Raw genomic sequence first — 12431 nt, 5'->3', positions numbered from 1 at the left:
CTGTACATCAGACATAAAGGGATGAGGCATGGCTCGCAGGATCGTGATCACCGGCGCCGGGGCGGGGCTGGGGCTGGAGCTGACGCGGTGGTACGCCGCCCGCGGCGACACCGTCATCGGCGTGGCCCGCGGTGACCAGGCGGCGGATGATTTCGCGGCGGCGGCCGGGCCGGACGGCATCCTGGTGCGCGGCGACGTCACCGACCAGGCCTGCGCCGACCGGCTGCGCCAGGTGCTGGCGGAGCGGGCGCCGGCGGTGGACATCCTCTACAACAACGCCGGCATGTCCGGCCGCGGGCCGCAGCTCGCCGGCATCCGGATCGAGGACGTGCAGCAGGCGCTCGACGTCCATTGCCTGGCGGCGCTGCGCATCAGCCAGGCGGCGATCGACGCGCTGCTGGAGGCGGAGCGGCCGGCCATCGTCAATGTCAGCAGCCGGCTCGGCTCGATCGGCCGGGTCGCGGCGGGGGATTTCGACCATCTCGGCATCGCCTATGCCACCCGCATCTCCAAGGCGGCGCAGAACATGCTGACCGCCTGTCTCGCCCGCGAATTCGGCCCGCGCGGCCTGGCCGTCTATGCCGTCCATCCCGGCCGGATCCGCACCAGGATGGCCAGCGCCGACGCCGATCTCGAGGCGCCGGAGGCGGCGGCGCGCCTGGCCGGCTGGGTCGACCGCATCCGCCCCGACCGGCAGGTGTTCTACGGCGAGCCGGAGCTCGGCACCTTCCCCTGGTAGGCTGATTCCGCTTTTTTCCATCGGTCCTGAAACTTTCCGACGCGCGCCCCCGTAAAGGCTCCCCGTCCCGGTCATCCGGCGACGCAACAGAGAGGGAGCACCCGAAATGCGTGTCGTTCGATTTGTCTCCGGCGCCTTCGCCTGCCTTGTCCTCGCCGCGGCCGGTCCGGCCCTCGCGGAAACCACCGTGATGGTCGGCGGGGCGGCGATGTACCCGAGCAAGACCATCGTGGAGAACGCGGTCAATTCGAAGGACCACACCACCCTGGTCGCGGCGGTCAAGGCGGCCGGGCTGGTCGACACCCTGAACGGGCCCGGCCCGTTCACCGTCTTCGCCCCGACCAACGCCGCCTTCGGCAAGCTGCCCAAGGGCACGGTCGAGACCCTGGTGAAGCCCGAGAGCAAGGCGATGCTGACCGGGATCCTGACCTATCACGTCGTGCCCGGGCGGCTGACCGCGGCCGACCTGCAGAAGGCGGTCAAGGACGGGCACGGCAAGGCCATGCTGAAGACGGTCGAGGGCGAAAGCCTGACGGTCGAGTGGAAGCACGACCGGCTCGAGGTGGTCGACGCCAAGGGCGCCACCGCCTGGGTGACGATCCCCGACGTGCTGCAGTCGAACGGCGTGATCCATGTCGTCGACACCGTGCTGATGCCGATGTGACCGCCGGGGATCCGAGCGATTTCACCACGGCGTGCCGGGGCTCTGCTGCTAGAGTCCCGGCTTCCTTGGCGCGGGGAAAGATGCCGCCGCAGGACGACGAGGAGCTGACCCGGATGCTGCAGGCGACCGGCCGCGGGGACCGGCGCGCGTTCAAGGCGGTCTATGACCGGACCTCGCCGCTGCTGTTCGGCGTCGTTCTCCGCATCCTGCGCAACCGGGCGACGGCGGAGGAGGTGCTGCAGGATGCCTATCTCCGGATCTGGCGCGGCGCAGCCTCCTTCTCGGCCGGCAGCGGATCGCCGCTCGGCTGGATGGCGGCGATCGCCCGCAACCGGGCCATCGACGTGGCCCGGCAGCGCCGCGAGGTGCTGGTGGAGCCCGACGAGGACGGCCGCGACTGGCTCGAATCGATCCCCGACCCGCGGGCCGACGGCGCCGGCTTCGTCGACCTGCGCCAACTCGGCCATTGCCTCGGCCTGCTGGAGGACAGCCACCGCAGCTGCGTGCTGCTGGCCTATTACCAAGGCTATTCCCGCGAGGAGCTGGCGGCCCGCTTCGACCGGCCGGTCAACACCATCAAGACCTGGCTGCATCGCGGGCTGGCCACCCTGCGGCAGTGCATCGACGGAGCCGGACCGTGACCGAGGAGCAGGAGGCCCGGATCGCCGAATACGTCCTCGGCACCCTGCCGCCCGGGGAGCGGGCCGAGTTCGAGCGGGAGCTGGCCGTGGACCCGGATCTGAGGGCCGGGGTCGCGGCTTGGGAGCGGCGCCTGGCCGGGCTGGCGGCACAGGTGCCGCCGGTCCAGCCCGGCCCCCAGGTCTGGGCGGCTCTGGAGCGGGCGATCGGGCAAGACGCCGCGCCCATGGCCGCAGCTTCGACGGTCCTGCGGCTCTCCGCCGAAGCGCGCCTCCTGCGGTCGCGCACCCGGTGGCGCAGCGCGGCCCTGGCGGCTGGCGCCCTGGCCGCCGGTCTCGCCGCCTTCCTGCTGCTGCCCCGCGCCGATCTTCCCGCCCGGCCGGACAGCTATGTCGCGGTGGTCAATCGCGGCGGCGACCTGCCGGCGCTGATCGTCCGGGTCGACACCCGCGCCGGCGTGGTCCAGGTCCGGCCGGTGCGGGCCGAGGTGCCGGCGGATCGCAGCCTTGAGCTCTGGTTCGTCGCCGCCGGCGCGGCGCCGCGCTCGCTCGGCCTGATCGATGCCGATGACCGGAAGCGCCTGGCCATTCCCGAGACGCTGCGCGGCTCCGCCCTCGCCGGCGGCACGCTGGCGGTCAGCGTCGAGCCGGCCGGCGGCTCGCCCACCGGCGCCCCGACCGGGCCCGTGGTCTATTCCGGCACCTTGATCGACGATCCGTCCTGATCGATTCCCTCCGGCGCGATCCGGCCCTAGAATCGGTCTATGACCATCGAGTCCCTCCGCACCATCCGCCGCCTGCCGCCGACGCTGGTCAACCAGATTGCCGCCGGCGAGGTGATCGAGCGCCCGGCCGCGGCGGTGAAGGAGCTGGTGGAGAACGCGATCGACGCCGGCGCCCGCCGCATCGACGTGGCGCTGCGCGACGGCGGCCGCAGCCTGATCGCCGTGGTCGATGACGGCGCCGGCATGGACCCGGAGGAGCTGCTGCTGGCGATCGAGCGCCACGCCACCTCCAAGCTGCCGGACGACGATTTGGTGCGGATCTCGACCTTGGGGTTCCGCGGGGAGGCGCTGCCCTCGATCGGCGCCGTGTCGCGCCTCTCCATCGCCAGCCGCCCCCGCCGGGCGGCCGAGGGCTGGAGCCTGTCGGTCGAGGGCGGGGCGGTGGCGGCGCCGGTGCCGGCGGCGCTGAACCACGGCACAAGGGCCGAGGTGCGCGACCTGTTCTACGCCACCCCGGCGCGGCTGAAGTTCCTGAAGGGCGAGCGGGCCGAGACCCAGGCCGCGGTCGACATGGTCGAGCGCCTGGCCATGGCGCATCCGACCCTCAGCTTCACCGTGTCCGACGCCGCCCGCACCCTGCTGCGGCTGGAGGCCGCGCAGGGCGAGCTGTTCGACGCCCGCCTCGCCCGCGTCGGCGCCGTGCTGGGCGGCGACTTCGCCGAGAACGCTTTGCCGATCGAGGCGGTGCGCGAGGCGGTGCGCCTGACCGGCCATGCCGCGCTGCCGACGCTGAACCGCGCCACCGCCCAGGCGCAGTATCTGTTCGTCAACGGCAGGCCGGTGCGCGACCGGCTGCTGCTCGGCGCCATCCGCGGCGCCTATGCCGACGTGCTGCCGCGCGACCGCCACCCGATCCTGGCGCTCTATCTCGAGCTGCCGCCGGAGGAGGTCGACGTCAACGTCCACCCGACCAAGGCCGAGGTGCGGTTCCGCGACCCGGCGCTGGTGCGCGGGCTGATCGTCAGCGCCCTGCGCCACGCCATCGCCGCCGCCGGCCACCGCGCCTCGACCAGCGTCGGCGCCGACACCCTGGCCGCCTTCGTGACCCAGGGAGGGGCGGACGGCCCGGTACCGATGCAGGCCCCGCTGTCCCGGTTCAGCGGCCAGACCTCCTGGTTCCAGACCCGCGGCCCGGTGCGCCCGCCGTCCGGCCTGGCCGAATCGGCCGCCGCCTGGCAGGCGCCGATCGCGTCGGACCTGGCCCGGCCTTCGGCCCGGGTCGAGGGATGGGGCGCCGAGGCGGCGGTGCAGGAGCCGGCGCCGGACCATCCTCTGGGCGCCGCCCGGGCGCAGGTCCACGCCACCTACATCGTCGCCCAGACCGGCGACGGGCTGGTCATCGTCGACCAGCACGCGGCGCATGAGCGCATCGTCTATGAGCGGATGAAGGCCGAACTCCTGTCCGGCACGGTCAAGAGCCAGGGCCTGCTGCTGCCCGAGGTGGTGGAGCTGACCGAGGCTTCGGTCGACCGCCTCGCCGCCCGCCAGGCCGAGCTGGCCGGGCTGGGGCTGGAGCTCGAGCCCTTCGGCCCCGGCGCGGTGGTGGTGCGCGGCGTGCCGGCGCTGCTCGGCCAGGCCGACGTGCCCGGCCTGGTGCAGGACCTCGCCGACGCGCTGGCGGAGTGGGACGACGCCAGGCCTTTGACCGAACGCCTGGCCCATGTCTGCGCCACCATGGCCTGCCATGGCAGCGTCCGTGCCGGCCGCCGCCTGAACGCGGCCGAGATGGACGCGCTGCTGCGCAGCATGGAGGTCACGCCCAATGCCGGCCAGTGCAACCACGGCCGCCCGACCTATGTCGAGCTGAAGCTGGCCGATATCGAGAAGCTGTTCCAGCGCCGCTGAGGCCGGCCTACGCCCCGCCGGCAGCCTCCAGCACGGCCAGGTCGTCCCAGGCGACCGGGATCACCCGGGTCGGATGGCCGCCGATCGGCTCGACGAACAGCTCGCCCTCGACGCCGCCGAGCCGCCGGTAGAAGCCGCGGGCACCGTGGTTGCCCTCGATCACCTCCAGGAAGGCGGCCCGGAAGCCCTGGCGCCGCAGCTCGGCCGCGGCCCGGCTCATCAGGCGCCGGCCGAGCCCGCCGCCGCGCTGGCCGGGCGCGACATGCAGGTTGTCGATCAGCGCCCTGTCTGCACCCTTGGGCCAGGCCGCGACGAAGCCGGCGATCCCGTCCGCCGCCATGGCGACCAGGATCACCCGGCGCGGCTCGTCCTCGGTGAAGGCGGTTCTCCAGCGCGCCGCCAGCTCGTCGCCGGCCTGCCCGTCCAGATAGCTGTCGGGCAGCAGCCCGCGATAGGCGCTGCGCCAGCTGCGCTGATGCAGATCGGCGATCGCCGCGGCATCCGCCGCGGTCGCCGGCCGGATCTCGATGGTCATGGCGTTCCCCCGTCGACGCGGCGAGAGCATAGCCCGGCCCGGGCGATGCCGCCTATCCTCGCGCGATGACCGGTCCCGACCATCCGGGCGAGCACCAGGGCCTGCCGCTCCTGCGCTTCGCCGACGCCGCATCCTGGGAAACTTGGCTGGCGGCGAATCACGGCGCCTCGCGCGGCGTCTGGCTGGCCATCGCCAGGGTCGGCTCCGGCACGCCCTCGGTGACCTACGAGCAGGCGCTGGATGTCGCCCTCTGCCATGGCTGGATCGACGGCCGGAAGCAGGGCGGTGACGAGGGCGTCTGGCTGCAGAAATTCACCCCGCGCGGGCCGCGCAGCGCCTGGTCGCAGCGCAACCGCGAGAAGGCCGAAGCGCTGATCGCCGCCGGGCAAATGGCGCCGGCCGGTCTCGCCGCAGTCGAGGCGGCACGGCGCGACGGGCGGTGGGAGGCGGCCTACGGCCTCAGCCGCCATCGCGGCGTGCCGGATGACCTGCAGGCGGCGCTCGGTCAAAATCCCGTGGCGGCCGCGTTTTTTGCCACGCTCGACTCGCGCAACCGCTACGCCGTGCTGTACCGTGTGCAGACCGCGAAGAGAGCCGAGACCCGCGCCCGCCGGGTCGCCGATTTCGTCGCCATGCTGGCGCGCGGCGAGCGGATCTATCCCTGACGAAGCGGCAGAGCCAACCCCGCCGCGTGACCGGCATGCCGGAACGGCTGTTGGCACCGCTGCCGAGGAAGCATATCTAGTGCGTCCGCGCGGGAGGCATTCATCCCCCGCCGGTGAATCGGGGATACATGCAACGAGTCGACGGAACGATGAGCGGGTACAAGGAAAAGGGGTTCGGGGACCGGCTGAGCAGCGCTCAGAATGCCAAGAAGGCCGCGCTGGAGCGGTTCCGCGCCAAGGTGTCGCCGGACAATCCGGAGCTGGCCCGGCAGCGGGCGGAGCGCGAGGCCCGGGCGGCTGCGCGTGAGCAGCGCGAGGCCGAGCGCCGGGCGGCCAAGGAGGCCGAGGCGGCGCGGCTGAAGGCCGAGGCGGAAGCGCGGGCGCAGGAAGAAGCGCGGCTGAAGGCCGAGGCCGCCGAGGCCGAGGCGCGGGCCCGGCGCGAGGAGGCCGAGCGGATGGTGGCGCAGCTGGCCGAGCAGAAGGCCGAGCGCGACGCCCGCTACGCCGCCCGCAAGGCGCGCGTCAAGCGCTGATCCGGCAGGCGCGGGCGTCGTGTCGAAGACCACCCGCGCCACCCAGGCGCTGCAACAGGCGGGCGTGAGCTTCGCCGTCGCGACCTATGACTACGATCCTGGTGCCGACCGAATCGGGCTGCAGGCGGCCGAGGCCATGGGCGTGCCGCCCCGCATCGTGCTGAAGACGCTGATGGCGGAGGCCGACGGCAAGCCGGTCTGCGTCGTCGTGCCGTCCGACCGCGAGGTCGGCATGAAGAAGCTGGCCGCCGCCTTCGGTGCCAGATCGGCGCAGATGATGCGGCCGGCCGACGCCGAGCGTGTCACCGGCTACCATGTCGGCGGCATCAGCCCGCTCGGCCAGAAACGGGCGGTGCCGGCCGCGATCGAGGAATCGGCGATGGCCGAGGCCGAGGTCTTCGTCAACGGCGGCCAGCGCGGGCTGCAGATCCGCCTCAAGCCGCAGGACCTGCAGGCGGCGCTGAAGGCCAAGGTGGCGCCGCTGGTGGCCTGATCGGGGGCCGGCGGCAGGCCGGAACGGGGGCGGGGTGCAGTCCTTCGACGTGGTGGTGATCGGCGCCGGGGCGGCCGGGATGATGTGCGCGGCCGAGGCCGGCCGGCGTGGCCGGTCGGTGCTGGTGCTCGACCACGCCCCGGCGCCGGGCGAGAAGATCCGCATCTCCGGCGGCGGCCGCTGCAACTTCACCAACCTGCACGCGGCGCCGGCCAACTTCGTCTCCGCCAACCCGCATTTCTGCATCTCGGCGCTGCGCCGCTACACCCAGCGCGATTTCATCGCCCTGGTCGACCGCCACGGCATCGCCTGGCACGAGAAGACGCTGGGCCAGCTGTTCTGCGACGGCTCCTCCCGCCAGATCATCGACATGCTGCTGGCCGAGATGCGCAGCGCCGGCGCCACGCTGCGCCTGTCGAGCAAGGTCGAATCGGTCGGGCGCGACGCCGACGGCTTCGTCCTGGACTTGGCATCGGGACCGCTGCGCTGCCGGTCCCTGGTGGTCGCCACCGGCGGCCGGTCGATCCCGAAGATGGGCGCCACCGGCTTCGGCTACGACCTCGCCGCCCGCTTCGGCCTGAAGGTCACCGAGACCCGGCCCGCCCTGGTGCCGCTGACCTTCGAGCCGGCGCTGCTGGAGCGGCTGAGGCCGCTGGCCGGCATCGCCGTCGACGCCGAGATCGGCTGCGGCCGCACCCGGTTCCGCGAGGCAATGCTGTTCACCCATCGCGGCCTCAGCGGCCCGTCGATCCTGCAGATCTCCTCCTACTGGCGCGAGGGGCAGGAGATCGAGGTGTCGATGCTGCCCGGCACCGAAATGTTCGACCGGTTGCGCGGCGCCCGCGCCGAGAACGGCCGCCGGGCCCTGCACACCGTGCTGGCCGAGGCGCTGCCGAAGCGGCTGGCGCAGACCATCGCGGAGGCCGAGGGCGCGGCCGGCAACCTCGCCGACCTCTCCGACAAGGTGCTGCGCCGGGTGGCGGATGCGGTGAATGGCTGGCGGGTGCGCCCGGCCGGGTCCGAGGGCTATCGCACCGCCGAGGTGACGCTGGGCGGGGTCGATACGGCCGGCCTCGACTCCCGGACCATGGAGGCGAAGGCGGTGCCGGGCCTGTACTTCATCGGCGAGGTGGTGGACGTCACCGGCTGGCTCGGCGGCTACAACTTCCAATGGGCGTGGTCGTCCGGGTGGTCTGCAGGCCAAGCCGTCTGATCACACGCCCGGCGCGGTGGTCGCGAAGTCCCCGCGCATCGGCTGCCAGACGGTGACGCCGCGCTCCTGCCGCAGCACGTCCGGCAGCGCCGCGATATAGGCTTGGCGGTAGGCACGAGGGATCTGCACCTGCACCAGCTCGTCGCGATCGGCCCAGGTCTCGTACAGCATGAACAGCGTCGGGTCGTCCGGCGACCGGTGCAGCACGGCGTTGATGAAGCTCGGCTCGTGCCGCATCGCGTCCAGGACCGGTGTCAGCAGCCCCAGGAACTCGGCCTCGCGGCCCGGCTTGACATGCAGCGTGACGATGAAGGCGACGGTGCTGTCGCCGGGGCGCGCGGTGGTGGACACCAGCATCTCGGTTCGTCCTCGGGGTGTGGCGGGCACGCCGAGGATCGCGCCGGACAGGACCGAAACCAATGACTTCGCAGGTAACGGAGCCGGGCGGCCTCAGTCCGCGAACACCCGGTCGCCCTGCTCGTCGATGATCTGCTGCGCCTTGGTCACCGAGAAGGCGGTGGCGTCGTCCTTGCTGGCGTGCTTGTCGGCGCGGATGAAGCGGTGGGTCTTGGTGCCCTCCGGGAAGTCCTTCTCGATCACGCCCGCGGTCTGGTACTGGCCGCCGGCCTGGAAGGGGGCGGGGCGGATGCGGAAGCCCTTGTACTCGACCGCAGGCCCGGCCGGGGCCTCGCCGGGCGCGGCCTCCTCGCGCTTGCCGCCGCCGAACAGGGATTTGAGGAAGGAGACCATCGTGCCGCCCACAGCTCAGGGAAGGGGAGGCGCAGCCTAGCCCGGATCGCGCCGCGGATCACGCTTTCACCGCGGTGAGGCGCATGCTACAGCCGTTCCCGCCGTAGCCCGGAGCCCCGCGATGAGGACCGACTCCACCGCAACCCGCTGAGCCGCAGCAACTCGTCCGGTTGTTGCGGCGCTCCCGATCACGGCCCTTTCCTGCCGATGCTGATGCGGACCGCCGCCGAAATCCCCTTTCCGCGGAGGTCTTCCCATGCCTGCACCCAGGCCATGGCCCACGTCTCTGGCAGCGACCCTGCTGCTGATGTCCCCCTTCGACCTGCTGGCCTCGCTCGGCATGGATATCTACCTGCCGGTGGTGCCGCTGATGCCGGCGGTCCTGGCGGCGACGCCGGCGCTGGTCCAGCTCACGCTCAGCCTCTATCTGCTGCTGCTCGGCTGCGGCCAGCTGCTGTTCGGGCCGCTGTCCGACCGCATCGGCCGGCGGCCGGTGCTGCTCGGCGGCGCGCTCCTGTTCACCCTGGCTTCGGCCGGGCTGGCGCTGGCCTCCTCGGCCGGGCTGTTCCTGGCGCTGCGCCTGGTGCAGGCGGCCGGCGCCGCGGCCATGCTGGTCGCCACCTTCGCCACGGTGCGCGACGTCTACGCCGCGCGGCGCGAGGGCGCGGTGATCTACAGTCTGCTCGGCTCGATGCTGGCCTTCGTGCCGGCCTTCGGGCCGTTGCTCGGCGCCGGGGTCGACCACGGCTTCGGCTGGCGCGGCATCTTCTGGCTGCTGGCCGGGCTTGGCGCTCTGGCCGGGCTGCACGCGCTGTGGCGCTGGCCGGAGACGCGGCCCGAGGGCGGCGACGGGGTACGGCTGCGCCATGTCGGCGCGATCCTGGCCAGCGGCCCGTTCTGGACCTACACCCTCGGCTTCAGCGCGGCGATGGGCGCGTTCTTCGTCTATTTCTCGACCGCGCCCGCGGTGCTGATCGGCGGGCTCGGCCTGACCCCGATCGGCTTCAGCCTGGCCTTCGGCACCGCCGCCCTGGTGATGATCGCGACCGCCCGCTTCGCCGGCCGCTTCACCGCTCGCTGGGGCCGGCGCGGCTGCCTGATCCGCGGCATGGCGCTGCTCCTGGCCGGGGCCGGGCTGCTGGCGCTGGGACAGGCTGCGGTGGGGCCGTCGCTCTGGGCCTTCCTGGTCCCGGTCTGGGTGATCTCGGCCGGGATCGCGGTCACCTGCGCCGTCACCGCCAACGGGGCGCTGCAGGGCTTCGGTCATGTCGCCGGCACCGCCACCGCGCTCTATGCCTGCCTGGAGGGGCTGATCGTTGGCGCCGTGGGCACACTCATGGTGCTGGCGCTGCCGGCCGGAACCGCTTGGCCGCTCGCGGGGTTCTGCGCCCTGGCGGCGCTGATCGTGACCGGCTTGGCGCTGCGCCTGCCGGCCGAGTGAAGGGAAGGGGCGGGCCTTCCGGTCCGCCCCCGTCCTGTCACGCCGCCATCGCCGGCGCCTGGTCGATGAAGCCGGTGATACCGGACAAGAGGCCGCCGGCGATCTCGCCGAAATCGGTGCCGGCGACCAGCGGCGGCTGACCGTCCGGCCCCAGCTCCCAGCGGAAGCGGATGCGGCCGTTGTGCTCGTCGACCGGGCCGACCCGGCGAAAGCGGTGGCCGGGGAAGCGCTCCTGCACCGCCGCGATCATGGCGTCGATCGCGTTGCGGCCGTCGCCCCGCATCATCGGGTCGACATAGATCGCGTCCTCGGTCCAGGTCGCATCGACCAGGGCGCGCCGGCGGCCGGCATCGGTCTCGTTCCAGATCGCGATGTAGCGGTCGACCAATTCGGTAGCAGCGGTCATCTCGGGTCTCCATCGGTGGTTGCGATGGCCCGATCCTGTCCGGCCCTGGGGACGAAAGCGATTACCTGCCGGGTCATGGATGCGCCGCCGCCCGCCGGCTATCGTCGGCGCATGGCCCACACCGCTCCCAGCTTCGGCGACCATCTGCGCGACTGGCGCCGCCGCCGCCGCCTCAGCCAGCTCGACCTCGCCTGCGAGGCCGACATCTCCACCCGCCACCTCTCCTTCATCGAGACCGGGCGGTCGCGGCCGAGCCGGGACATGGTGCTGCACCTGGCCGAGCGGCTGGAGGTGCCGCTGCGCGAGCGCAACACCCTCCTGGTCGCCGCCGGCTTCGCCCCGGCCTACCCGGTGCGGCCGCTGGACGACCCGGCTCTGGCCCTGGCCCGGCGGGCGGTGGAGCGGGTGATCGAGGCGCATGCGCCGAACCCGGCGCTGGCGGTCGACCGGCACTGGCAGCTGGTCGCCGCCAACGCCGCGGTGCCGGTGCTGCTGGATGGCGTGGCGGCGGCGCTGCTGCAGCCGCCGGTCAACGTGCTGCGGCTCGGCCTGCATCCGGACGGTCTGGCGCCGCGGATCGTCAATTACGAGGAATGGCGCGGCCATCTGCTGGAGCGGCTGCAGCGCCAGATCGAATCGGCCGGCGACCCGGTGCTGGTCGAGCTGCTGGCGGAGCTGCGGGCCTATCCGGCCCCACCCTCCCGGGTCGCGGCGCTGGCCCCGCCGGAGGAGACGCATCCCGATGTCGTGGTGCCGTTCCGCCTGGCGACCGACTCCGGGATCCTGTCCTTCCTGTCGACCACCACCGTGTTCGGCACGCCGGTCGACGTCACCCTGTCGGAGCTGGCAGTGGAATCCTTCTTCCCGGCCGACGCCGCCACCGCCGAAGCGCTGCGCCGGATCGGCCCCCGCAATATTTCGTAACAAAATTGTCGTCGACTTGTATTTGACATAATTCCCGTAACGCGGTCACATGAGATCGAGACTTCCTTGAGGGGAGCCGGCCGATGCGACGGGTGCTGAACTGGGTGCGGCTGCTGGCAGCCGCCATGGGCGACGACGACGGGCATGAGCGCGAGCTGCATGCCGCGCTGCGCAAGGCGAATCGCACCCCGCACCGGTGCCGGCGGCCGCTGCCGGACCCCGAGGTCTGATCACACCCCTCCCGGTTCCTTCTTCTCCGCGAACGGTTTCCGCCGGCGTTTCCGCGCGATGATCCGGTCCAGCGTCGCCGGCCTCAGCTCCTGCACATCCACCCCGACATCGTATTGCCGAGTCGCCGGCGTCAGCCGGCCGTGCGAATGGCCGTGCAGGTTCACCGACCCGCGGCCGATCTGGTTCCAGGTGCGGAACGGGTAGTGGCACAGGATCAGGTGCCGCCCCTCGATCCGCAGCTCGGCATAGGCCTGCACCGATTCCCAGCCCGGCGCCGCCAGCGTCCCCGGCCCGTCGTTGTTGCCGCTGATCAGGTGCTTGCGGCCGTTCAGCCGGCCCAGCAGCGCCGCCACCGCCTCCGGCGGCGGGCCCAGCGCAAAGTCGCCCAGGTGCCAGACCTCGTCCTCCGGCCGCACGGTCTCGTTCCACAGTGCGACCAGCGCCTCGTCGTGCTCGGCGACGCTCGGAAAGGGCCGCCGGTCGATCCGCAGCACGCGCGGATCGCCGAAATGGGTGTCGCTGGTGAAGTAGACGGTCATGCCGGCATTCTCGGCTGAGGCGTACAGGAA

17 protein-coding genes are annotated in these 12431 nt (G+C 72.5%); 12 read left to right on the top strand and 5 right to left on the bottom strand.

All coding sequences use genetic code 11. The annotated features are described in order from the left end of the window. Positions 1–28 precede the first annotated feature (28 nt). The 5 genes from ACFW16_RS17505 (at position 29) to mutL (ending at position 4671) form a co-directional block, all read left to right on the top strand. Positions 29–739, top strand: a complete 711-nt coding sequence (locus ACFW16_RS17505) for an SDR family NAD(P)-dependent oxidoreductase (RefSeq protein WP_380307229.1) — start codon at positions 29–31, stop codon at positions 737–739. 190 nt (positions 740–929) lie between these two features. Beyond that, positions 930–1403: a fasciclin domain-containing protein gene (locus tag ACFW16_RS17500; RefSeq protein WP_380307331.1), complete on the top strand. Its 474-nt coding sequence runs from the start codon at positions 930–932 to the stop codon at positions 1401–1403. An 80-nt stretch (positions 1404–1483) separates the two neighbouring features. Then, positions 1484–2044 (top strand): sigma-70 family RNA polymerase sigma factor, encoded by a 561-nt coding sequence (locus tag ACFW16_RS17495; protein WP_380307227.1) that lies wholly within the window; start codon positions 1484–1486, stop codon positions 2042–2044. Beyond that, complete coding sequence (locus tag ACFW16_RS17490; protein WP_380307225.1) at positions 2041–2766, top strand: anti-sigma factor domain-containing protein; 726 nt, start codon at positions 2041–2043, stop codon at positions 2764–2766. Before ACFW16_RS17495 ends, ACFW16_RS17490 begins: the two co-directional genes overlap by 4 nt. A gap of 39 nt (positions 2767–2805) precedes the next feature. Further along, the gene (gene mutL / locus ACFW16_RS17485; RefSeq protein ID WP_380307223.1) at positions 2806–4671 is read left to right on the top strand and encodes a DNA mismatch repair endonuclease MutL; all 1866 of its coding nucleotides are present in this window, start codon (positions 2806–2808) and stop codon (positions 4669–4671) included. Positions 4672–4678: 7 nt separating this feature from the next. Here mutL and ACFW16_RS17480 read toward each other — a convergent pair whose 3' ends face one another. Further along, positions 4679–5206: a GNAT family N-acetyltransferase gene (locus ACFW16_RS17480; RefSeq protein WP_380307221.1), complete on the bottom strand. Its 528-nt coding sequence runs from the start codon at positions 5204–5206 to the stop codon at positions 4679–4681. Between the two features lie 65 nt (positions 5207–5271). On the opposite strand from ACFW16_RS17480, the gene ACFW16_RS17475 reads away from it, so the two are divergent. From ACFW16_RS17475 to ACFW16_RS17460, 4 genes are all read left to right on the top strand, one after another. Further along, positions 5272–5871 carry a YdeI family protein gene (locus ACFW16_RS17475; RefSeq protein ID WP_380307219.1) on the top strand — a complete coding sequence of 200 codons (600 nt, stop codon included), beginning with the start codon at positions 5272–5274 and terminating at the stop codon, positions 5869–5871. A 149-nt stretch (positions 5872–6020) separates the two neighbouring features. After that, positions 6021–6404 (top strand): DUF6481 family protein, encoded by a 384-nt coding sequence (locus ACFW16_RS17470; protein ID WP_380307217.1) that lies wholly within the window; start codon positions 6021–6023, stop codon positions 6402–6404. 19 nt (positions 6405–6423) lie between these two features. Continuing rightward, the gene (gene ybaK / locus ACFW16_RS17465; RefSeq protein ID WP_380307215.1) at positions 6424–6897 is read left to right on the top strand and encodes a Cys-tRNA(Pro) deacylase; all 474 of its coding nucleotides are present in this window, start codon (positions 6424–6426) and stop codon (positions 6895–6897) included. A 34-nt stretch (positions 6898–6931) separates the two neighbouring features. After that, complete coding sequence (locus tag ACFW16_RS17460) at positions 6932–8110, top strand: NAD(P)/FAD-dependent oxidoreductase (RefSeq protein ID WP_380307213.1); 1179 nt, start codon at positions 6932–6934, stop codon at positions 8108–8110. Here the strand turns inward: ACFW16_RS17460 and ACFW16_RS17455 are convergent, their stop codons facing one another. Then, a complete protein-coding gene (locus ACFW16_RS17455; RefSeq protein WP_380307211.1) occupies positions 8111–8467 on the bottom strand; it encodes a putative quinol monooxygenase in 357 nt (118 codons plus the stop codon). Between the two features lie 93 nt (positions 8468–8560). Continuing rightward, on the bottom strand, positions 8561–8860 hold the full coding sequence (locus tag ACFW16_RS17450) for an HlyU family transcriptional regulator (RefSeq protein WP_380307209.1): 300 nt from the start codon (positions 8858–8860) through the stop codon (positions 8561–8563). 256 nt (positions 8861–9116) lie between these two features. On the opposite strand from ACFW16_RS17450, the gene cml reads away from it, so the two are divergent. Then, positions 9117–10301 (top strand): CmlA/FloR family chloramphenicol efflux MFS transporter, encoded by a 1185-nt coding sequence (cml, locus tag ACFW16_RS17445; RefSeq protein ID WP_380307207.1) that lies wholly within the window; start codon positions 9117–9119, stop codon positions 10299–10301. 37 nt (positions 10302–10338) lie between these two features. Here cml and ACFW16_RS17440 read toward each other — a convergent pair whose 3' ends face one another. Beyond that, positions 10339–10707 (bottom strand): nuclear transport factor 2 family protein, encoded by a 369-nt coding sequence (locus ACFW16_RS17440; RefSeq protein ID WP_380307205.1) that lies wholly within the window; start codon positions 10705–10707, stop codon positions 10339–10341. A 111-nt stretch (positions 10708–10818) separates the two neighbouring features. Between ACFW16_RS17440 and ACFW16_RS17435 the strand changes: the two genes are divergently transcribed. Continuing rightward, the gene (locus ACFW16_RS17435; protein ID WP_380307203.1) at positions 10819–11631 is read left to right on the top strand and encodes a helix-turn-helix domain-containing protein; all 813 of its coding nucleotides are present in this window, start codon (positions 10819–10821) and stop codon (positions 11629–11631) included. Between the two features lie 83 nt (positions 11632–11714). Further along, the gene (locus ACFW16_RS17430) at positions 11715–11861 is read left to right on the top strand and encodes a hypothetical protein (RefSeq protein WP_380307201.1); all 147 of its coding nucleotides are present in this window, start codon (positions 11715–11717) and stop codon (positions 11859–11861) included. Here ACFW16_RS17430 and ACFW16_RS17425 read toward each other — a convergent pair whose 3' ends face one another. Then, the gene (locus ACFW16_RS17425; RefSeq protein WP_380307199.1) at positions 11862–12401 is read right to left on the bottom strand and encodes a metallophosphoesterase family protein; all 540 of its coding nucleotides are present in this window, start codon (positions 12399–12401) and stop codon (positions 11862–11864) included. Between the last annotated feature and the right edge of the window lie 30 nt (positions 12402–12431).

It is taken from the genome of Inquilinus sp. NPDC058860 (assembly GCF_042743185.1).
In the GTDB taxonomy this organism is placed as follows: domain Bacteria; phylum Pseudomonadota; class Alphaproteobacteria; order DSM-16000; family Inquilinaceae; genus Inquilinus.
Note: the sequence above shows the minus strand (reverse complement) of the source record. Positions and strands in the feature narration are given on the sequence as shown.